Source organism: Oxynema mangrovii CENA135 (assembly GCF_016632315.1).
GTDB classification, from domain to species: domain Bacteria; phylum Cyanobacteriota; class Cyanobacteriia; order Cyanobacteriales; family Laspinemataceae; genus Oxynema; species Oxynema aestuarii.
On the sequence record NZ_JAEOXH010000003.1, the window covers coordinates 871,710 to 891,591 of the forward strand.

Sequence of the window (19,882 nt, forward strand, 5' to 3'; positions counted from 1 at the left end):
TTTTTTGCTATTTTATATCTGGATGATGCGCCTCATCAAAACAGTGGGCGATCGCCTCTGATTCGACTTGTATTTTAACCTCAACTCGATCTTGACTGAACTGATTCGTCAAATTATTCTCTTTCTTCCTACACTTGCCGCCAGTCTGGCGATCTTTTTAGTTTTTTGGTTTTCCAGCTATCTTTTAAAAAGATTGATGCGTCCTCTGGCGCGCAATAGCCAATTAAATCCCGACGCCCTTAAATTAATCCAACAAATTACTAGTGCAGTGATTCTCATTTTTGGCACGATTACCGCCTTGGGAACATTAGGGATTGATATTTCGGCGATCGTGGCTGGTTTGGGATTGACTGGATTTGCCGTCGGTTTGGCGTTAAAAGATATTCTATCTAATTTAGTTGCTGGTTCGTTGATTTTAATTTATCGCCCTTTCCGGCGAGGCGATCGCATTTCTGTTTCCAACTTTGAAGGAACGGTTACCGAAATCGACTTGCGCTATACCACGTTAAAAGATAAAGAAAAAAGAATTTTAATCCCCAATTCTTTTTTGTTTACCCATACGATTTGCGTCATCGGCGAAGAAGGAGTCAAAATTATTACTAAATAGGATGAATTGAAACCAGAGATGGGATCGAGTTTATGCGTTGTCCTAAAACAGGGCAATTCCGTGTCCTTTCAAGGTCGATGACCAGATCGATCTCAGATTCAAACGATTGAGGAGGGGGATTGATTTACAAAACCTTGAAAAAAACGCTAGAATATTCCAGACTAACTTGATAACAAGTATCGATCGAATCTCGATCCTCTAACAAGATCGTCAATTGATGACGTCCTGCTTCTGTAGGAATAGTTTAGACAATCCGGATCGGAATGGCGATCGCCATAATACAACCTAGATTAAAACCATGATGCAATTGATTAATCGTTTGTTCGGTCGTCATCCAGAAAATATCAAAGCCAAGGTGGAAATTTACACCTGGCAAACTTGTCCCTATTGCATTCGCGCCAAACTACTGCTGTCTTGGAAAGGGGTTAACTTTATCGAGTATAAAATCGACGGAGATGGGGCGGCGCGGGTTAAAATGGCCGAACGGGCGAACGGACGGCGTACAGTTCCCCAAGTTTTTATTAACGATCGCCATATCGGCGGTTGTGACGATCTTTACGCATTGGATAGTCAAGGTCAACTCGATCCTTTGTTAACGGCGGAAGCAACGGTTTGATTTCAGACAATCTCTATTGTCGATTGGCGTTTTCGATCTCTATTACCGATTAAAGATCGTGACTTATATTGTGATTTACGATGGCAATTGCAATTTATGTTCCAACTTAGTACAATTGTTGGAATCTTTGGATAAAGGCGATCGCTTTCGCTATATTCCCATGCAAGACGAACGGAGTTTGCAAGGGTTGCAAATCACCCCAGAGGATTGCGAATTGGGGATGATTTTAATCGATGGAGATCGGTTAGAAAAACGGTGGCAGGGAAGCGATGCAGCCGAAGAAATTGGGCGATTATTACCCGGTGGCGAAGGGTTCGTGACGGCATATCGATCGCTTCCCGGGTTGAAATGGACGGGCGATCGCCTTTACGAGCAAGTTCGCGATCGCCGCTATACTCTTTTTGGGAAGCGATCGCAGACCTACCGATCGCCCTATCCGGCGGATTGTTCCACTTGTCGATCGGACGATCTCTAGGTTATTCCATTTGAGAATCAATCGATTGACAGGCATGTTTCATCGACTTGAATCGATGAAGTTCGACCGTCAAACGATCCAAAAATCTAAAATCCAAAATCTAAAATTCCCATGATTTGCGATCGCCCTTATTCCTTCCATCGCCAGTGGATGCAACAGGCGTTAACCCTCGCCGAACGGGCGGGAAAAGCGGGAGAAATTCCCGTCGGCGCCCTGATTCTTAATAAAGAAGGAGAGGCGATCGCGCGGGGGGAAAATCGACGGGAACGGGACTGCGACCCCACCGCCCATGCGGAAATGGTAGCGTTGCGCGAAGCGGGAAAAGTGTTGCAAAATTGGCACTTAAATGATTGTACCCTCTACGTCACCCTCGAACCCTGTCCGATGTGCGCGGCGGCGATCGCCCAATCCCGGCTCAAACTGCTCGTTTACGGGGCAGACGACCCCAAAGCAGGAGCCATCCGTACCGCAGCCAATTTGCCCGATAGTGCCTGTTGTTTCCATCATTTGGAAGTTCTGGCCGGAATTGCCGAACGAGACTGTAGGGAGCAATTACAAAGCTGGTTTGCGAGCCGTCGCGCCCGTAAAACCGGGAAGCGTTAAGCGCCAGTCGAACAACTGTCCGATCCCTAGGGTCGGAGAGGGGCGATCGCCGCTACACTCAAAATCATGTGTCTCGATGCCTGCGTTCGCACATAGCCGACTGTTTCGATCTTCCCCATCATCATGCTTTTCTTTTCCCCCAGTCCACAAACCGCCCTCGAACTCGACAACATCGACTCGAAAATCGATCCCTGGTTGGGTCGCCTCGTCTATCCCTTGGGACGCTTCCTCGTCCTTCCCGCCTACTTTGGGACGATCGCCGTTCGCGGACGAGACCGCCTTCCCAGCGACGGCCCGATCGTGCTGGCCCCCACCCACCGATCGCGTTGGGACCCGATCCTGGTAGCCTATGCGACCGGACGCCACGTGACCGGACGGGATTTGCGCTACATGGTCACCGCCAATGAAGTTAAAGGAGTGCAAGGCTGGTTTATCCGGCGATTGGGGGGGTTTCCCATCGACACGGAAAATCCGGGAATTGCCAGTTTGCGCCACGGAATCGAATTGCTGCACGATCGCCAAATGCTGGTGATTTTTCCCGAAGGGAATATCTTCCGCGACGGTCAACTCCACCGCCTCAAACCGGGGTTGACCCGTCTCGCCGTGCAAGCAGAAGCGAGTCAAGCGGATCTCGGCGTCCAGATCGTGCCGATTTCGCTACACTACAGCGATCCGTTTCCCTCGTGGGGGTGCGATGTCGAGATTCGGATCGGCGATCCCCTTCGCGTCGCCGAGTATGTCGGCGCGGGGAACAAGCGCGGGGCCGAACAGTTGCGATCGCACCTGCAAAGCGCTCTAGAAGCCTTGGAACGAGGCGATCCGAGCGCTTTAGAAGCCCAGGCGGCGTAATCCTCAACCGCCTCGGCGGGGCGCGTCAAACCGTAAGAGTCAACTCCCAGCGATCGATCCATCCCGTATCCCCGGGAACGCAATCGATCGCCCATAACTTCCAGACTCCCTTCGCACTTCGATTGCAGAGTTTTCTCAACGTCGGCGTAGTTTCCAAGGAATAGCGGCGATCGACTTTCCCCGGATTGCCGAGGGTTCGGTCCTGTAACTGCACCGTTTGACCGTCCGGGGCCGTTAAATACAATTCCAAATCCCCGGCAAAACTATGCTCGATCGCCACTCTGACCCGCAAATCGCGGACGACACTGTTCTCGTCGATGGCAATTTCGCTGGTCACTCCGGCGCGATCGCGATCGCCGAACCAATTGAGAGAAAACCCCCGTTCTTGTCCGGTCACCCCGTCGGGAATCTCCACCCGGCGGTTATTTTGTCCGTGGACTTGTCGCGTTCCCGCAAACGACTGAGCGAACAAGCGCTGGGCCGTCCGTACCGCTTTATACGCATTGACTTTGCCGTAACCGAACCAGTCGGAATGACCGTCGTCGTCGTAACAGCCGAGACAGTGCCCTAACTGGGGATCCGTATCGCGATCGACAATTTTATCCGCACTCTGTTGCAAAATCTGCTTGACCTGGGCCGCCGTCAAATCGGGATTGACCGACAGCACCAACGCCGCCACCCCCGCCACCACCGGACAGGCGCTCGACGTGCCGCCAAAATACCCGGTATAGTCGGTTTGGTCGTATCCGGCCATGCCGACGCGATCGGTGGTAAACACCCCCAAACCGGGCATACTGTGGCGAATTTCCGGCGGCGTCGCCACCGGGCCAGTTTCGGGGAGCCACATTCCCGGCGGCGCGTTATTACTCGGCGCGCACACGCAAATACTTTTTCCCCAATTACTATAGGCGGCTTTTTTATTGAGCGAGGTGGAGGCGGAAACGGCGATCGCGTCCGGGTGAATCGCGAAACCGTTGAGCCACTGAGTCGGACCGCTCAACACGTCCTTGGGCCATCCCCGTTCGTTCACCGTACCGTCAATCGGGCGATTGGCATTCCCCGCCGCGAACACGATGACACAGCCTTTACCGTTGCGTCCTTCGGTGGCGGCGCGGGTGATGACGGCGCGCTGGCGCAAGGAGAGGGGAAAGTATACGGCGGACGGTCCCCAGCTACAGGAAATCACGGCGGCCCCTTTTTGGATCGCCCAATCGAACAACTGCTCGATCGCGTCGTCGTCGAGATAACCCGTGGTGCGAAGGGGCATCAAGGCGCAACCGGGGGCGACGCCGACCACTCCCTCCCCAGTTTCTTCGGCGACGGCGACTCCGGCGCACCCGGTTCCGTGATTGTCGGACTGTTGTTCGGGAAGGGGCAGAAAATCGCGGTCTTTGAAGTCTCGCGGGGCGACGATCTTGCCCGGTCCTTGAAAATCGGGGTGGTTGAGGTCGATCGAGTCGTCGGCGACGGCGACGACGACCGATCGAATTCCTCGGGTAATGTCCCAGGCTTTTTCAATGTCGATGTGGGCTTCTGGGGACAGGGCCGACCCACCCCGATTGAAGAGATACCACTGTTGGGAATAGAGGGGGTCTTTGGGTTGGTAGTGGTGGACCGAGGCGATCGAGATGTTCGGTTCGGCGGTGAGTACGCCCTCGTCGCGCATCAGCCGATTGGCAATTTTGACCGGGTTTTCGGTGGCGTCCCGGCTGACTTTACAGATAAAGGTGTTGGGAATCCCGGTTAAGGGCCGTTGAACTTGCACGCCGACCGCCGCCACGATCGCCGCGACGCGCTCGGTATCCACATCTTGGGCAAATTGGATCGTGAGTTCGTCGGTCAGGTAAACCCAGCTTCCCGGATTGTTTTCCACCCGGTAGACGTGGCTGACAAAGGCAATTTCGGGCAAGTCTCGCGCTTGTTGCATGGCGCGGTCTAAGTTGTCGGGGTCGGTGGTGAATTCTTCGAGGGGGGTGTTGGGAACTCGTTGGACGGGGGTAGCGCCGACTCGCTCGATCCAGGTTCGCGGCGCCTCGGGATCGGCGGGGGAGGCGGTAAACCTATCCCCGAGTTTGAGTAAGATTAATTCTTCGCCACCGCGCTGCAGGATCGTGCCGAGGTCGCGGTCGTTGACGCCGATCCCGTGCCAGTCAGTACGGACGCGATCGGACGGATTGACAGGATCGCTCATGAGCTTGACTCCATATCTCCATATCTGCCACTTTTTATCCAGTTTTGCATGGCGGCTCTGGAAAAAATAAAGATAGATCGGGCGATCGCCGCCCTTGGCGAACAAACTACAAGGATTTACGTCGATCCCCTCCCAGGAGTGACCCGTCGCTATCCCCGATTCCTCCAATCTAAAATCTAAAATCTAAAATCTCCATCCACGCCTCTGGTAAGTTTTTGGGGATAAGAACTGACTTGAGACCTAGCAATGTTAAGATACTTTACGTTTCTCGCTATTGTGTTTTCTCCACACACGCCAAGGTACTCTATGGGATCTGCTTTCCAGCTCAACCCAACTCGCATGACGGGGTGGTTCTCTTTACCCTTGTTAACGGCGCTTCTCCTGCTGCCAGGGGCGATCGCCTCCGCTCAAGAAGCCTCGGAACCGGACAGTTTCGATCGCATTCAAGCCCCTGCCGGATCGAACAATTCGACCCCCAGCGCGGCGAATAGCGAACCGGAAATCGAGGATCCGAATAACTTGCGCCCCCTGGCTCAAGACAACACCCTACTCAGTGTCGAAGCCGGAGAACGGTTGATGAGCGAAGCTGGGGATGCTGTCGCCCAACAAGATTACACCCTGGCGATTCAAAAGCTCCAGCAATCGCGGGAAATCTTCAATCAGCTTTCTAATTTTCACCAGCAACTCGCTTCGAGTTTCAACGGGATCGATAACCGGATTTCGTCAGCCCAACGCACGAAGGCATTAGAAACGGCACAAATGCGCGATCGCGCTACGTTTCAGTTGGCGTTGGTCCATCGCGCCCAAAATCAACCGGAATTAGCGGTTCCGTTGTTAATTCAAATTATTCAAAGTCAGCAACCGACCCGCGACTTAGGACAACAAGCGTACCAACAGTTGCTCGAACTCGGATTTGTGGATTCTCCCTATCCCCAGCAACCGACCTCTTCAAATTAAATCTTTCCAATCGCAGCTATCAATCCGATTGGGGATTGGGTTCGCGATTTTTGCGAATCGCCCTCGCCGAGGGGGCCTGTGCGAGGGAGCGGCGATCGCCCGATCGCCCCGATTTGACGAGCTTGTAGGCAAAGGCTCAGCCGTAGAGAGCACCTCGCACTGCGGCGCCCTTCTCTCCCGTCGAGGCAGTCGCGATCCCCGGGCGATCCTCCGGTCGGGGCGATCGGCGATCGTCCCTAAATGATAAATTAACTTTTGAGGGGTTCGGGGAGCTATAAGTCCCGCGCTGTATGCGAAGCATCAGCGTCGCGATCCATGGACTCCCCGAGCTGGTCTCATCCCCACCCTACGGGAAGGGCCAAGCCCTACGATGGGGATGAGACAAGTATTTACCCGCAGCTATATCCTTTGGTAAATTATAGTCATGCTGACCATGAACTACACTTACCGAATCGATCCAGACACCACCCAGCAAACTGAACTGTTGGAGTGGATGGAGACGTGCCCAGGCGTATATAACTACGCTTTGCGCGAACTCAAAGACTGGATTGCTTCGCGTAAGTGTCAGGTAGACCGATGCTCGTTGGAAAAGGAATACATCATTCCTGCCGATGAACCGTTTCCGTCTTACCATCGTCAGCAGAACAATCTGCCCAAAGCGAAGAAGCAATTCCCGCATCTGGGTAAGGTGCATTCTCAGGTGTTGCAGACCACAATTCGCAAACTGCACGATACCTGGGAAGCATTTGTGAAACGGGGACGTGGATTCCCTCGTTTCAAAAAATTCGGTCAATTCAAATCCTTTGTGTTTCCCCAGTTCAAGAACAATCCCATCAATGGCTTCACAATCAAGTTGCCAAAGATTGGGGAAGTACCCATTAACCTGCATCGACCGATACCTAACGGGTTCAAGGTGAAACAGGTAAGGGTACTGTCCAGGATACGGGGGACGCAATGGTATGTTGTCGTCACGATTGAATCGGATATATCGGTTCCCGATGCTCCAGTTCACGGTCGGGCGATTGGGATTGACCTGGGATTGGAGCGATTCTTGACCGCTTCCGATCGCTCTTTCCAAGAGCGACCCCAGTTTTTGAAGTCGATGCAAGGTAAGCTGAAATTGCTGCAACGCAGAGCATCACGAAAACAGAAGGGTTCTCAAAACTGGGAGAAGGCACAAATCGAAGTGGCTAGAATGCACCATCGGATTGCGAACCGTCGCAGAGATTTCCATCTGAAAACGGCTCATCAGCTTTGCGACCGGGCGCAAACTATCTTTGCAGAAGACCTCAACGTCAAAGGCTTGACGCGAGGGATGTTGCGAAAAGATTGTGTAGATGCTGCCTTTGGACAATTTCTGTCTCTGACGGAATGGGTATGCTGGAAACGGGGAGTGTACTTTGCTAAAGTCAACCCCAACGGCACCAGTCAAACCTGTCCCAACTGCCTTGCTACGGTGAGCAAGGGGTTGGAAGTCAGAGAGCATCATTGTCCTGAGTGTGGGTATCGAACGCATCGTGACCATGCCGCAGCAGAGATGGTTTTGGATCGTGGACTAGAGAATGTAGTATCCCAGGGACTCTGGGGAAGGGAAACCGCCTGTCAAGTCGGTCTGTCGGGGGTCTATGACCTAGATAAGTGGCGTGGGGCAGGAATACCCAATCGTGAGGCTGGGAAGCCCGCGCTGTAATCTTTGATTCAGCGTCGGGAGGATGTCACAGTCATTCAGATTTGACCTGAATCCGCGAGAAAGCTCGCGTTCTACCCGTAAAAATTCTGCTGAAACAATGCAGCACTCTCGAACGGAAAATAGTAATTGTAAAGGGCATTCTTGTAGCGATCGCTCTCAAAACAGCTCGGTCAGCCGTAACTCGGCTCGATGAAAAACCGAATTTATGCCGTAAGGCAGGTAGGGTAGGGCATACCCGAACCTCTCCCGAAATGGAGAAAACGCCCAGAGAGCTATCCGTAAGCGAGTATCTAGATAGCCAGCGATCTTCTAGTGCGCTCGGATAGGACATAACCATATCGGACCTGAGTAGGGCTTGCTTGAAAGGGCAGTGGTTAGCTTGGGAACCCCGCGCTGTATGCGAAGCATCAGTGTCGGCAGGATGTCAGAGGCACACCCTATCCCCAGGAGTAGCAATGGTCAGCCCCGAACAAGTTAAAAACACCCTCGAAGCTCAATTAGTCGATGCGGTGGTTCAAGTGGAAGATTTAACTGGAACCCGGGATCACTACCAAGTGATCGTTGTCTCTTCTGCTTTTGAAGGCCAAAGTCTGGTCAAGCAACACCAGCTTGTTTATGGGGCATTGAAAGACGCCCTTTCTTCTGAAGCCATCCACGCCTTAACGATGAAAACGTATACCCCGAAAGCCTGGGCTGCCGCCCACGGCGCCGCTTGAACTCGGGGAACGATACACTAAAACTGGCGTGGGATTTTCGCAGATCCACCGACCGCTTTTTCAGACGACAGCGCAATTTTAATCACGATCATGACTCCAGAACTCAAAGAACGCATCGAAAGCTTTATCAACGGCAGCAAAATCGCCATCTTCATGAAGGGCAACAAGTTAATGCCCCAATGCGGTTTCTCGAATAACGTCGTCCAAATCTTTAACACCCTCGGCGTTCCTTTTGAAACCTTTGACGTTCTCGAAGATTACGAAATTCGCCAGGGAATTAAGGAGTATTCTAACTGGCCGACGATCCCGCAAGTTTACATTAATGGCGAGTTTGTCGGCGGTTCTGATATTATTATCGAGCTTTATCAAAGTGGCGAATTGCCGCAAATGGTGGAAGTGGCTCTCGCTTCTTAATTGCCGAGTGTTTTGAGCGAAACTAGCCCTTCGGATCGTTGTTTTCTGCACGCCGAGGGGCTTTTTGCTGCACAAAAAGGCGATCGCCGCTCCTTTTTTTGCCTTTTTTTCCGCGATCGCGGCTCGAATGTATCGGCGATGACAGTTCTGCCGAGGCGATCGCTCTATCGTAGATAGATCGTAAAAATCCACAGCAGCGAATCCGGTACGCTTGGGTTTCGTCTCCGTGCTGTGGATGGGTGTTTTAGGCCGAACGAGCTAGATTCAAGCCGTCAATAGTAACCCGTTTCCGGTTGCGGTTGGGGAACCGCCTCGAAGTTGGACGGATCGTAGATGAAACGAGCGAGTTCTTCTTCCAATCTGTGAACGAGATACGGCTCGATCGTGTTCGTTTGGCGCAATGCAGTGATATATCCATCCACATAGAGCCTCAGATCGTCAAAGCGATACCCTCGATTCCACAAATCGACGAGAGAATCGGTTAACTTCTGGTAGTGGCGGATTGTCGTGGCATCCTGAAGCATGGTTTTGTCCTCAAAGTCGGTAAATGCAAAATACAACGGTTGTAGGAATTTACCCGTACACTAAGGCGAATCCTCAGCGAACAATTTCAATTGTGGATATAATCAGGCGTTTCAACATTCTCGTTTCAACATTCTTTAGTAGTATAGCGAAGCCATTGAGATTGAGAGTGTGGTTCGATGGGGGAAAATCCTCTAAGGGTCGCCTTTTTGAGATTAACTGACGCGATCGCCGTCCAAATTGTTCGTTTTCGATCGGCGATTTCCCAGGGGGCGCATCGATCCCCGGCGGTTGGAGGCGGGAGGACGATCGCCCCGGGGTACCGGGATCGATGGCGATGGAAAACAATTTAGATCGGATTGAATTCAAAATTGTTCGAGCAGAACCGTCTTGGATGCCGATTCTGTTTACATTTTACCTATAAGCCAATCTCTCTCCAAGCGATCGCCCTACTCACTCGTCGGGAAGGGCGATCGTCGGAGCCGATCGGTTTTGGGGCTGTCTTCGCATTTCCCTAGCATAAGAGTGTTATTTTGGGTAGCGGAAGTTACAAAACCTTGACAAAAGCTCTGTTAACCTAAATCTCACTAGCTCGAACTTCAGCAAACTTAAGCACCGAGGGCGATCGCTCGAAGTGCGAAGTTGGAGATCGAGTGCAGTCTGCGGGCCGTGGCGAGCGATCGCCCTTCTCCCCCCACGGGGATTCTCGATGCGGCGAGAAAGCCCGACAGCACCAATTGAAGCAGGAGCCGCAGGTCATCCTGTCCGTTGTTCAAGAACTGCAAAAGGAGGGTAGCGTCGATTCCCCTTTCGCCGAACGAATGGGGCTGGTGATGCTACAAAATGCTGGTGGTTGGATCGATTAGTATTTTAATTATCGAGGGCAATCCTCATCTACGATCGCTGTTAGCGTGGCACTTACAGCAAGTTGGCTATGGCGTCCATCAAGCCGCCGACCTGCGCCACGGGCGCGAGCTCGTCTGCAATCGCCAGCCGACGCTGGTGATTTTGGATTCCGAACTGCCCGACGGCGATGGGGTCGAATTCTGCCGATGGCTGCAAGGACAGCAACCGTCGATGATCTTGATCCTGTCGGCGCGCAATACGGAAGCCGATATCGTCGAAGGCTTGAAAGCCGGAGCTGACGACTACTTACGCAAACCTTTTGGAATGCAAGAGTTTCTGGCTCGGATCGAAGCGATGGTGCGCCGTTACCGACGGATGACCCCTCCCGCCGCTTTAGACTACGGCGATTTACAAATTGATTTGGTTCAGCGTCGCGTTCGCCTCAAACACGAATCGATCGACTTGACCCCTCAAGAATTTAGCCTGCTCTACGTCCTCGCTCAAGCGGGGGGCGTGCCCATGAGTCGCCCGGAACTGTTACGCAGAGCTTGGCCCGATGCCATTGACAATCCCCGCACGATCGACACTCACGTTCTCTCTTTACGCAAAAAAATTGAAACGGACCCGCGCCAACCGAGTTTGATTCAAACCGTTCGCAATGTGGGCTACCGTTTCAATGTGGAGATGATTAACAGCAACGGGAAAGCCAACCAACATAACGGACAACATCATGGAGAGGTCTCGTCGCGCAAAAAATTAACCTTGCGTCATTTATCCCAGGTCGGGGTCAGCGAGGCGCGCTAACCCCGTGCGATCGACCGTGGGGATCGCTAGTTCCACTCGCGGTCCGACTCGATCTTGGCTTCGAGAAGTTGCCCTCGGATGGCAGACCAATCTACTTGGCTGCTGTCGAGATCGCTGCGAAGCTCGCCCTCGTGCAGGTAGAGCAGGCGATCGCAAAATTGTTCGACAAATTCTAATTGATGGTTGACGACGACGGTCGTGGTTTGACCCGTATCGGAAAGGGTTTTGAGGAGGGTCAAGATTTCAGCCGTGCGCTTGTTATCCAAGGCACTGGTCGGTTCGTCTAAGAGTAAGATTTTCGGCTGGAGGACTAAGGCGCGACAGAGGGCGATCGATTGGCGCTGACCTCCGGAAAGTTGGGTTTCCCCGCGATCGAGCCATTCGTTGGGGATTTCGAGGCGCTCGATCCAGGTGGTCATTCTTTGCTGAATGTGCGATCGCTCCAGCTTGCGTAATTTCAAGGGATAGGCGATCGCCTCGCGCGCCGTCATTCCCAACAGTTTCGCCTCTTGCAACACTAACACCACGTCCTGACGCCATTGCAGGGGATCGACCTCGCGGGCCGGACGACCTTCGAGATAAACGGTTCCCTCACTCGGAGAGATGGAGCGGTTGAGGATTCGCAATAAGGTCGTTTTCCCCGAGCCGTTGGATCCGACGATCGCCACTCGGGGTAACGGTCGATCGCCGTCCTCGGGACCGTCGATCTCGAAGGAAATATTTTTGAGTAAATAACTCGACCCTAACTTGGTGCGGACGCTGACGCTTTCGAGCTTTAATAGAGAAGACTCGGACACGGGAGATAGTTCTCAACTTCCATATACCTAAATTATAGGATAGGCTCCGACGCGATCGCGGTGGCGATCGTCCAACCATCGAGAAACAGCAGCAACACCGTCAGTCCCAGCAGGATAAAATACATCCACGGTTGCGACAACGGCTTCACGTCTGCCGTATCGATCCCGGTTTTCGCCTCCACCGCGCGCGCCAACTGGGCAAATCCCGCCACCCGCATCGGCAGTAAGTAGCGCTGTCCCGATTGGCTCAGAAAATAGTAGACCAAGCCCCCCTGACCTGTGGTGCGCGCTTTGAGATCGGCGACCTCGTCCCAACGCAAGCGCCAACCTTTACGGAACAGACGCGGCACCCACGCCGGATAACTCACTTCGATCGCCTCTTCGGTAACCGTGGCGCGATCGCTCAAGGCGGCGTAGAGGGCGATCGCTCCCAAGGCGATCCCCAACCCCAACCCACTCGCTGGGACGGGCGCCTCGGTCGCTCGCGCCAAAAACGGCAAGGGCAACGTTAACGCCAAATAGAGACTGCCGAGGGTCAGGCGAATTAAAGGAGAAATCCGAAACGTGCGGGGAAAGGTCAAGTCCCCTTGGAGGCGATCGCGTTGTATCACTGGCTTAACCAAACTTTACAAAAAAAATACCCTTCTTATGTTAAATGAGAATCGCAAAATTCACGGCAGGTATTTCTGAACCACGGACCACCCAGTCCACGAGACCCACGCCAGCACGAAAAACAGGGTGACATTCGTGCTGACATGAACGGTTCGGGCCCACGTACGCCTGGGCTCGATTTGAGTGGAACTCCACGCCGAGAGTAAGACGAGCACTACTGTACTCAACCCGGCAACCAGATGCGAAGAATGACCTAAAGAACCGTAATAACCGAGAGTTCCGACAATCCCGATCGCCAATAACAGTAATACTAAACCGACGATCGCCACGCCGACGGTTTGATGGATCGATTTGAGTAAAACGCGGCGGCGGCGAGCTTTTCTCGCTCTAAAAACGAACCATCCCGTTGTCGCTAAAACCAGGTAAGCGGCGATCGTCAAACCCATCGACCACGCGGCAATTTTCCACAACCAAAGAAATGACGGTAAATCCACAACTTACGACTTAGATGGTTTCCATCCCAACAAGCGGGTACGACCCGCACCCTTTCCACGATCTCCATCATAGTAGGAGGTGGCGATCGCTGCCGGACCGCCACCTCTTATGAAAACATTAGAAAAGTTTTATTTTATGCAATCGTCGTTAAAGCGGCTACCGCGAGTGGATCGGTAATCGCCGGACGTTGGTCATAGCTCTCCCGTCTGGGTTCTTGGTGCGCTGGTGCCTCGACTGGGTCGCCAGAGTCCTCCGATCCCGACGGGTCATTGTCTGCAATTCGCAAGCGCGTGCAAGGGATTTTATCCGATAAAATTGCACTCGCCATCATACCCGTATGAATTTCTAAAAGGGCTTCTGAAAAAGCTTCAAAAACTAACCGTTGTCCGGGAAACACAACTCGCTCAAAATACCAATTTGGGATATTGCTGATACGAGCAATCTGAATTTTGCTCGTTGCATTCACGTAGCAGCACAGAATACGACCAGAACGGCCAGACGGGAGGGGATCGAGAATTTGTGCCATGACGATTAAGGAGTTTTGCACCTAAAACGATTTATTACATTTTTTACCCTAACACTCCCCGATCCCGGCTGGCTGTAAAGGCGACTACCAACTGAAAAAATCTCTTCAACTGTTCGACTTAAAAATAAGTTGATGGATAATTTAAGATTTTTTTAAAACCCCCGACCCGCTCCAGCCAGAATCGTTATTCGGCGCCCGCCGCGATCGCCCCACGATCGCGGTCCTAACTGCCGTGGTTTCCACCTCAATCAATGCAATTAACCGATCGCCCTATCCAGCCGGGAGGGGCGATCGAACTCTTCGGTTAATTCGTGCATGAATAACACGACTTTTAGCCCATTTCCCTCAACCTCCCCGTTAAAAAGAAGAACGCGATCGCGTTCGCCGCGCGCCACCGATGCAGATCCCAGACAGGAATGATATCGTGAAGTTATATGAAAAACTTTTCAGAAAACTTAACGCACCGAACACCCTAACCTCTCCAACTCAGATGAATACCGATCGCATCCTTTACGTCCGCCTCCCGTGCAATCCGATCTTCCCCATCGGAGTCGTCTACCTCGCCGATCGCATTCACAAACTCTTTCCCGACGTCGAACAACAGATCTTCGACCTGGGAACGATCCCACCCCTCGACTTCGCCAGCGCCCTCGATCGCGCGATCGACGAGTTCAAACCGAGCTTACTCATCTTCTCCTGGCGTGACATTCAAATTTACGCCCCCGTGGGCGGACGCGGCGGCAACCCCTTGCAATACGCCTTCGAGTTCTATTACGCCCGCAATCCCTTCGTCAAACTTCGGGGAGCCCTCGGCGGCTTGCGAATTACCACTGCTTACTATACGGAACTGTGGCGCAACCTCGGCTTAATTAAACGCGGCTTAAAACGGTCGAAAACCTACAATCCCGACGCCCGCGCCGTAGTTGGCGGCGGCGCCGTCAGTGTTTTCTACGAACAACTCGGCAAAAGCTTACCCGACGGAACGATCGTCTCCGTCGGCGAAGGAGAAGCCCTCCTCGAAAAACTGCTGCGCGGCGATTCCCTCGACGACGAACGCTGTTATATCGTCGGTCAAACCGAACCGCGCGATCGCATGATCCACGAAAAACCGACCGACTTCGAGAAAACCGCGTGCAACTACGACTACATCGAAACCATCTGGCCCGCCTTCAACTATTACCTGCAAGAAAGCGACTTTTACATCGGCGTCCAAACCAAACGCGGCTGTCCCCATAACTGCTGCTACTGCATTTATACCGTCATCGAAGGTAAACAAGTTCGCATCAATCCCGCCGATGAAGTCGTCGCCGAAATGCGGCAACTCTACGATCGCGGCATTCGCAACTTCTGGTTTACCGACGCCCAATTTATCCCCGCCCGTAAATTCATCGACGACGCGATCGAACTATTGCAAAAAATCCTCGCTTCCGGGATGAAAGATATTCACTGGGCCGCCTACATTCGCGCCGATAACCTCACTCCCGAACTGTGCGATCTTATGGTTAAAACCGGGATGAATTACTTTGAAATCGGCATCACCAGTGGTTCTCAAGAACTCGTTCGCAAAATGCGAATGGGTTACAACCTCCGAACGGTTTTAGAAAACTGCCGCGACCTCAAAGCTGCCGGATTTAACGACCTCGTTTCCGTTAATTACTCCTTCAACGTCATCGACGAAACCTTCGAGACGATCCGCCAAACGATCGCCTATCATCGCGAACTCGAACGCATTTTTGGCGCCGATAAAGTCGAACCCGCCATCTTTTTCATCGGCTTACAACCCCACACCCATCTCGAAGAATACGCCTTCGATAACGATATTCTCAAACCCGGTTACAATCCCATGAGTTTGATGCCGTGGACCGCCCGCAAATTGCTGTGGAATCCCGAACCTCTCGGCTCTTTCTTCGGCGAAGTTTGCCTCGAAGCATGGCGGCGCAATCCCAACGATTTCGGGCGAGAAGTGATGGATATTTTAGAAGAACGTCTCGGTTGCGGGGACTTAGAAGCGGCTTTGTCGGCTCCGATTGACACGGCTAAAAAGTCTTTAGTCGGTGCCAGTTCGTAACGGGTGGAGGGATCTCGTTTCTGAACTTGGCGAACCAGTTCGTCATTCATTACTAGTTGCCCGGCAGTGAACGTGGGGACACGACATTGCCGGGTTTCTATAGGCAATTTTATAAAAAGCTGTGGAATTTTTAACAATTTTATTTTCAAGCTTATTAACAGTTATTTCCCCCGTTAATACGGTGTCCGATACCGTCATCGAACGCCAATTGCGCGATCGCCTCCACGGGGTGGAAGTCTTAGAAGTAAGAATCGACAATACCCCAAACTATCAAGTGATTCGAGGCAAGATCGATCGGTTTCGTTTGGCGGGTCGGGGATTGTACGTTTTGCCAGATTTAAGAATCGATACCTTAGACATCGAAACCGATCCGATCGCCGTCGATTTAGAGAAATTGCGCCGGGGATCGCGCGATCGCGCCGTGGAGAGTTTGCAACGCCCCGCGATCGCCGCCATCCATTTAGTGTTAACGGAAACCGACCTCAATCGGGCTTTGCGATCGCCCGAGTTTTTGAATACCCTGCAAACTGTAGCCACTGAAATTTTTGATTCCCCCTTACTGCGACAAAATGCCAGCCGTTATACCCTCGTCGATCCGCAAATTGAGCTATTAGAAAATAATCGAATTGTTTTCGAGACCCAACTCGCCGAAAAAGGCTACAGCGATCGCCTCAAACTGACGATTAAAACCGGGTTTAGATGGATCGACGGACGGCAATTAGAGTTAAGAGAACCGCAAGTATTAGTCAACGATCGCCCGGCCCCCGGGCAATTCGTGCGCGGATTAAACGCCGTCGCCCGTCGCTTCAACCTCGATCGGGCCGCAGATCGGGGGATTCAGGCGCGGGCGATTCGGGTACAGATCGCGGGCGATCGCCTCGAAACCGTTCTTTTTGTAAGATCGATCGCGACCCATTCACCCTAAATCCTTCAGTTGCAACTATGCTAGACCTTTCCAAGCGCGTCGGCGCCGAACCCGGGACGTTGTGCGATCGCCTTTTCCAAAACAGCAGATCGATCTGGGAACGACAGTTCGACCATCCCTTTGTCGAAGCCTTGGGGAATGGCAGCTTACCTCGGGAAAACTTCGAGTTTTACATCCTTCAAGATGCCCGTTTTCTCGAACAACTCACCAAAATTTTCGCCGCCGGGGCGATCGCCAGCGACGAACCCGCCGTCATGGAAAAAATGTGCCAACTCGCCCTCGACACCATCCGCGTCGAACGGGAACTGCACGAAACCTTCGCCCGCGAGTTCGGTTTGACGATCGCACAAATGGAGGCAACCCCCCTCGCTCCGACCAATTACGCTTATACAAGACATCTATTGAGCGTCGTTAACAACGGTACTTTACCCGAAATTATCACCGCCACTCTCCCCTGTGCCTGGATTTATGCCGAAATCGGCAAGCACTTTGTGAGCCTCGGCGACCCGCCCGCCGACCATCCCTATCGCAATTGGATTCAAACCTACGCCGATCCCAGCTTTGAAGAAGTCGGAACGTGGTTGCGGACTACCCTCAATCGCATCACCCCCGAGGATGAGAAAACGTTCCGCCGTCTCGATGAAATTTTCACAATTAGCAGTCGCTACGAGTGGATGTTTTGGGAAATGGCGTGGACTTTAGAAGCCTGGAAACCGGAAATTTCTTAATGTTTGTACCGGGGGTGTTCTGGTTGCGCCCCCGGAAGCGAATAAATGTTACATTTCCCGAGACAATTTCTCAAAAGTAGAATACGATCGAGCCAAACTTTGAAAAGGTGCTATCCCGGCGCCATCCGATCGCCCATCCCCAATGATGGAAATCACATCATGGATAGAAACGAGTTTAAACGCTTTTTTCGCGCCTGCAATCCCAGCAAAACCATCTGGATTGAGAGACCCGAGGATAGAGATTATTACATTGATTTTACTTCCGTCAGAGGCTCAGATATTGTCGAACAACTCGGAGAAACGATCTCCCTCCTTTCTCCAGATCCGACTTGTCAGCTTTTCACCGGACATATTGGTTGCGGTAAATCGACCGAGTTATTGCGCTTAAAATTCGAGCTAGAAAAACAAGGTTTTGTTGTCGTTTATATCGACACCCGTGACGAGTTGGAAATGGGAGATGTGGACGTCACCGATGTTTTGCTGGCGATCGCCCAAAAAGTTCTCGATACTTTAGAACAGCAAAGCCTCGACCTCAAACCCGGTTATTTTAACGAGCTTTTAGAACAATGCGTGCAGTTTCTGCTCACCCCCATCGAACTGAAAGCGGAAATGGAGTTTAATCCAGAAATTTCTTTTCTTGGCGCTAAAATGAACCTGGGTAAAATTGTCGCCAAAACTAAAGATAGTCCGCAAGTGCGCGATCGCCTGCGCGACTATTTAGAACCGAAAACGAATACCTTACTACAAGCAATTAACGGCGATTTAATCCAACCTGCTAACGTTCAATTACACAAGCAAGGAAAAGAAGGACTGGTCATTATTATCGACAGCCTCGATCGCGTAGATAATCGCAAACGACCGGATGATAAAAGTGCTGTTGAATATTTATTTATTACCCGAGGAGAACAGTTAAAGGAATTAAAATGTCATGTAGTTTATACCATCCCCCTCGTGTTGATGTTTTCTAACGAACGGGAAGCATTAAAACAGCGTTTGGGGGGAGGTAATGCGCCGATGGTCTTACCGATGGTTCCGGTGAAGTTAGCCGACGGTCAAAACTGTGAAAAAGGGTTAGAATTATTAAGACAGGCGATTTTAGCCCGCGCTTTTCCCAAACTGTCGCCAAAAGAACGGCGCGATCGCATCACCGAGGTTGTTGACCGTCCCGAAACCCTCGATCTCCTCTGTCGTATCAGTGGCGGTCACGTGCGAAATTTACTCAGTTTGTTATTTCGCTGTTTGCAACAAAGCAAGCAATTACCGATTACCCGCGATCGCCTCGAAATTGCCATTCGTCAAGAACGAGATGACCTGATGCTGGCAATTACCGAACTGGAATGGGAGTTACTTAAAAAAGTCTCGCAAACTAAAAAAGTGACCGGAGAAGATCAATATCAAATCCTTTTAAGGAGTTTATTCGTTTTTGAATATCGAACCAACGAATTCGGTCGCTGGTTCGATCTCAATCCCCTCTTAGAAGGCGCCCCCGAACTCACATAAAATTTCCCAAAGTTTCCTTTTCAAAAGCCCCCTTTCTCAACGGCAACTGGGGGGATTAAACTCACCCCAAACTTCCATATAGCATTTTCCTCTGCTATGCAAGACATTTAGATCCCCCTAAATCCCCCTTAAAAAGGGTGACTTTCCTCTAGATCCCCCTAAATCCCCCTTAAAAAGGGGAACTTTCCTCTAGATTCCCCTAAATCCCCCTCGCCAGGTAGGGGTTGGGTTACCAAACCCCTACTTTCCTCCTTCCCCCCTAACCCTCCTTCGCCCCCCTTTCAAAGGGGGGTTGGGGGGGATAGAAGGGGATCGGCACTGTACCTCATAAGATGCCCGAGTGCTGTATAAAAAACCATGGACACCGCACACAATGCAGGGACACTCGACCCCAACAGCGAACAAATTCTAGATCAAATTATTAATACTCTAGAGTTATCTGAGGGAGAATTTGCTCTAATTTTTGCGCGCTGCAACTTCAGGGACTTTCGACAGCAATCGATCCGCCGCTTGCAGGAAAAATCCCCTTTTCCTATTCTCGAAATTCCTCTAGAAAACCCGATCGCCGATCTGTACAGTCCGATCGCGAGGGCGATCGCCGAAACTCCTGCTAAAGCGGTCATGGTTTATGGATTGGAAGAACTGACAGAAATTGAATCAATTTTAAGTGCTACCAATCACGCGCGAGAACAGTTTCGGCAAAACTTTGCATTCCCTGTCATTATTTGGGTCAATAACGAGGTTTCTAAACAGTTTACTCGGGTCATTAAAGATTTTAAAAATTGGGGAATTAGTCTCAATTTTTTGATGAGCGACGATCGCCTGTTGCAATTTTTAAAAGATCGAGGAGAAAAAGGGTTTAAAATCATCATTGAAGGCGGGGAATTGATGTCCCCCGAGGAAATTTTTAGTCCCGTCGAACAACAAGAAATCAACTTTGC

The 19,882-nt window shown here is 51.7% G+C and carries 22 protein-coding genes; 15 read left to right on the forward strand and 7 right to left on the reverse strand.

The features are described from left to right. Positions 1–91 precede the first annotated feature (91 nt). The 5 genes from JJD41_RS23085 (at position 92) to JJD41_RS23105 (ending at position 3,150) form a co-directional block, all read left to right on the forward strand. Positions 92–607 carry a mechanosensitive ion channel family protein gene (locus tag JJD41_RS23085; RefSeq protein WP_234489077.1) on the forward strand — a complete coding sequence of 172 codons (516 nt, stop codon included), beginning with the start codon at positions 92–94 and terminating at the stop codon, positions 605–607. Positions 608–905: 298 nt separating this feature from the next. After that, positions 906–1,223, forward strand: a complete 318-nt coding sequence (grxC, locus tag JJD41_RS23090) for a glutaredoxin 3 (RefSeq protein WP_200669939.1) — start codon at positions 906–908, stop codon at positions 1,221–1,223. A 58-nt stretch (positions 1,224–1,281) separates the two neighbouring features. Then, positions 1,282–1,698 (forward strand): thiol-disulfide oxidoreductase DCC family protein, encoded by a 417-nt coding sequence (locus JJD41_RS23095; RefSeq protein WP_200669940.1) that lies wholly within the window; start codon positions 1,282–1,284, stop codon positions 1,696–1,698. Positions 1,699–1,809: 111 nt separating this feature from the next. Next, a complete protein-coding gene (gene tadA, locus JJD41_RS23100; RefSeq protein ID WP_200669941.1) occupies positions 1,810–2,301 on the forward strand; it encodes a tRNA adenosine(34) deaminase TadA in 492 nt (163 codons plus the stop codon). 123 nt (positions 2,302–2,424) lie between these two features. Further along, the gene (locus JJD41_RS23105) at positions 2,425–3,150 is read left to right on the forward strand and encodes a lysophospholipid acyltransferase family protein (RefSeq protein WP_200669942.1); all 726 of its coding nucleotides are present in this window, start codon (positions 2,425–2,427) and stop codon (positions 3,148–3,150) included. A 25-nt stretch (positions 3,151–3,175) separates the two neighbouring features. Here the strand turns inward: JJD41_RS23105 and JJD41_RS23110 are convergent, their stop codons facing one another. Beyond that, on the reverse strand, positions 3,176–5,341 hold the full coding sequence (locus tag JJD41_RS23110; protein ID WP_200669943.1) for a S8 family serine peptidase: 2,166 nt from the start codon (positions 5,339–5,341) through the stop codon (positions 3,176–3,178). Between the two features lie 306 nt (positions 5,342–5,647). Here JJD41_RS23110 and JJD41_RS23115 point away from each other — a divergent pair, with 306 nt between their 5' ends. The 4 genes from JJD41_RS23115 (at position 5,648) to grxD (ending at position 9,118) form a co-directional block, all read left to right on the forward strand. After that, positions 5,648–6,298, forward strand: coding sequence for a hypothetical protein (locus JJD41_RS23115; protein ID WP_234489079.1), 651 nt, complete (start codon positions 5,648–5,650; stop codon positions 6,296–6,298). Positions 6,299–6,722: 424 nt separating this feature from the next. After that, entirely contained in the window at positions 6,723–7,988 is a 1,266-nt protein-coding gene (locus JJD41_RS23120; RefSeq protein ID WP_200669944.1) for an RNA-guided endonuclease InsQ/TnpB family protein, read from the forward strand. Positions 7,989–8,443: 455 nt separating this feature from the next. Then, entirely contained in the window at positions 8,444–8,704 is a 261-nt protein-coding gene (locus JJD41_RS23125; protein ID WP_200669952.1) for a BolA family protein, read from the forward strand. A gap of 90 nt (positions 8,705–8,794) precedes the next feature. Beyond that, a complete protein-coding gene (gene grxD, locus JJD41_RS23130) occupies positions 8,795–9,118 on the forward strand; it encodes a Grx4 family monothiol glutaredoxin (RefSeq protein ID WP_200669954.1) in 324 nt (107 codons plus the stop codon). Positions 9,119–9,390: 272 nt separating this feature from the next. Here grxD and JJD41_RS23135 read toward each other — a convergent pair whose 3' ends face one another. Together JJD41_RS23135 and JJD41_RS23140 are read right to left on the reverse strand one after the other, a co-directional pair. Then, a complete protein-coding gene (locus JJD41_RS23135) occupies positions 9,391–9,642 on the reverse strand; it encodes a DUF6761 family protein (RefSeq protein WP_168571191.1) in 252 nt (83 codons plus the stop codon). A 606-nt stretch (positions 9,643–10,248) separates the two neighbouring features. Next, on the reverse strand, positions 10,249–10,416 hold the full coding sequence (locus JJD41_RS23140; RefSeq protein ID WP_200669955.1) for a hypothetical protein: 168 nt from the start codon (positions 10,414–10,416) through the stop codon (positions 10,249–10,251). Positions 10,417–10,483: 67 nt separating this feature from the next. Here JJD41_RS23140 and JJD41_RS23145 point away from each other — a divergent pair, with 67 nt between their 5' ends. Continuing rightward, positions 10,484–11,290, forward strand: a complete 807-nt coding sequence (locus JJD41_RS23145) for a response regulator transcription factor (RefSeq protein WP_200669958.1) — start codon at positions 10,484–10,486, stop codon at positions 11,288–11,290. 26 nt (positions 11,291–11,316) lie between these two features. Here JJD41_RS23145 and JJD41_RS23150 read toward each other — a convergent pair whose 3' ends face one another. From JJD41_RS23150 to JJD41_RS23165, 4 genes are all read right to left on the reverse strand, one after another. Then, positions 11,317–12,087 carry an ABC transporter ATP-binding protein gene (locus tag JJD41_RS23150; RefSeq protein ID WP_200669974.1) on the reverse strand — a complete coding sequence of 257 codons (771 nt, stop codon included), beginning with the start codon at positions 12,085–12,087 and terminating at the stop codon, positions 11,317–11,319. 32 nt (positions 12,088–12,119) lie between these two features. Then, positions 12,120–12,710, reverse strand: coding sequence for a hypothetical protein (locus JJD41_RS23155; protein WP_234489080.1), 591 nt, complete (start codon positions 12,708–12,710; stop codon positions 12,120–12,122). Positions 12,711–12,758: 48 nt separating this feature from the next. Further along, on the reverse strand, positions 12,759–13,193 hold the full coding sequence (locus JJD41_RS23160; RefSeq protein ID WP_200669978.1) for a DUF4079 domain-containing protein: 435 nt from the start codon (positions 13,191–13,193) through the stop codon (positions 12,759–12,761). 134 nt (positions 13,194–13,327) lie between these two features. Then, positions 13,328–13,720, reverse strand: a complete 393-nt coding sequence (locus tag JJD41_RS23165; protein ID WP_200669980.1) for a DUF1830 domain-containing protein — start codon at positions 13,718–13,720, stop codon at positions 13,328–13,330. Between the two features lie 490 nt (positions 13,721–14,210). Here JJD41_RS23165 and JJD41_RS23170 point away from each other — a divergent pair, with 490 nt between their 5' ends. From JJD41_RS23170 to JJD41_RS23190, 5 genes are all read left to right on the forward strand, one after another. Then, entirely contained in the window at positions 14,211–15,788 is a 1,578-nt protein-coding gene (locus JJD41_RS23170; protein WP_200669982.1) for a photosystem II high light acclimation radical SAM protein, read from the forward strand. 121 nt (positions 15,789–15,909) lie between these two features. Beyond that, complete coding sequence (locus JJD41_RS23175; protein WP_200669984.1) at positions 15,910–16,713, forward strand: LmeA family phospholipid-binding protein; 804 nt, start codon at positions 15,910–15,912, stop codon at positions 16,711–16,713. Positions 16,714–16,730: 17 nt separating this feature from the next. Continuing rightward, entirely contained in the window at positions 16,731–17,441 is a 711-nt protein-coding gene (gene tenA / locus JJD41_RS23180) for a thiaminase II (protein ID WP_200669988.1), read from the forward strand. Positions 17,442–17,600: 159 nt separating this feature from the next. After that, the gene (locus JJD41_RS23185; RefSeq protein ID WP_200669989.1) at positions 17,601–18,941 is read left to right on the forward strand and encodes an AAA family ATPase; all 1,341 of its coding nucleotides are present in this window, start codon (positions 17,601–17,603) and stop codon (positions 18,939–18,941) included. A gap of 357 nt (positions 18,942–19,298) precedes the next feature. After that, a partial coding sequence (locus JJD41_RS23190; protein WP_200669990.1) for a hypothetical protein occupies positions 19,299–19,882 on the forward strand: 584 nt, incomplete at its 3' end.

What these genes read in the sequence shown, in the direction of transcription:
- grxC (WP_200669939.1), top strand. Translation starts at nt 906, where the DNA reads ATGATGCAATTGATTAATCGTTTGTTCGGTCGTCATCCAGAAAATATC.
- tadA (WP_200669941.1), top strand. Translation starts at nt 1,810, where the DNA reads ATGATTTGCGATCGCCCTTATTCCTTCCATCGCCAGTGGATGCAACAG.
- JJD41_RS23105 (WP_200669942.1), top strand. Translation starts at nt 2,425, where the DNA reads ATGCTTTTCTTTTCCCCCAGTCCACAAACCGCCCTCGAACTCGACAAC.
- JJD41_RS23110 (WP_200669943.1), bottom strand. Translation starts at nt 5,341, where the DNA reads ATGAGCGATCCTGTCAATCCGTCCGATCGCGTCCGTACTGACTGGCAC.
- JJD41_RS23115 (WP_234489079.1), top strand. Translation starts at nt 5,648, where the DNA reads ATGGGATCTGCTTTCCAGCTCAACCCAACTCGCATGACGGGGTGGTTC.
- JJD41_RS23120 (WP_200669944.1), top strand. Translation starts at nt 6,723, where the DNA reads ATGCTGACCATGAACTACACTTACCGAATCGATCCAGACACCACCCAG.
- JJD41_RS23125 (WP_200669952.1), top strand. Translation starts at nt 8,444, where the DNA reads ATGGTCAGCCCCGAACAAGTTAAAAACACCCTCGAAGCTCAATTAGTC.
- grxD (WP_200669954.1), top strand. Translation starts at nt 8,795, where the DNA reads ATGACTCCAGAACTCAAAGAACGCATCGAAAGCTTTATCAACGGCAGC.
- JJD41_RS23135 (WP_168571191.1), bottom strand. Translation starts at nt 9,642, where the DNA reads ATGCTTCAGGATGCCACGACAATCCGCCACTACCAGAAGTTAACCGAT.
- JJD41_RS23145 (WP_200669958.1), top strand. Translation starts at nt 10,484, where the DNA reads ATGCTGGTGGTTGGATCGATTAGTATTTTAATTATCGAGGGCAATCCT.
- JJD41_RS23165 (WP_200669980.1), bottom strand. Translation starts at nt 13,720, where the DNA reads ATGGCACAAATTCTCGATCCCCTCCCGTCTGGCCGTTCTGGTCGTATT.
- JJD41_RS23170 (WP_200669982.1), top strand. Translation starts at nt 14,211, where the DNA reads ATGAATACCGATCGCATCCTTTACGTCCGCCTCCCGTGCAATCCGATC.
- tenA (WP_200669988.1), top strand. Translation starts at nt 16,731, where the DNA reads ATGCTAGACCTTTCCAAGCGCGTCGGCGCCGAACCCGGGACGTTGTGC.
- JJD41_RS23185 (WP_200669989.1), top strand. Translation starts at nt 17,601, where the DNA reads ATGGATAGAAACGAGTTTAAACGCTTTTTTCGCGCCTGCAATCCCAGC.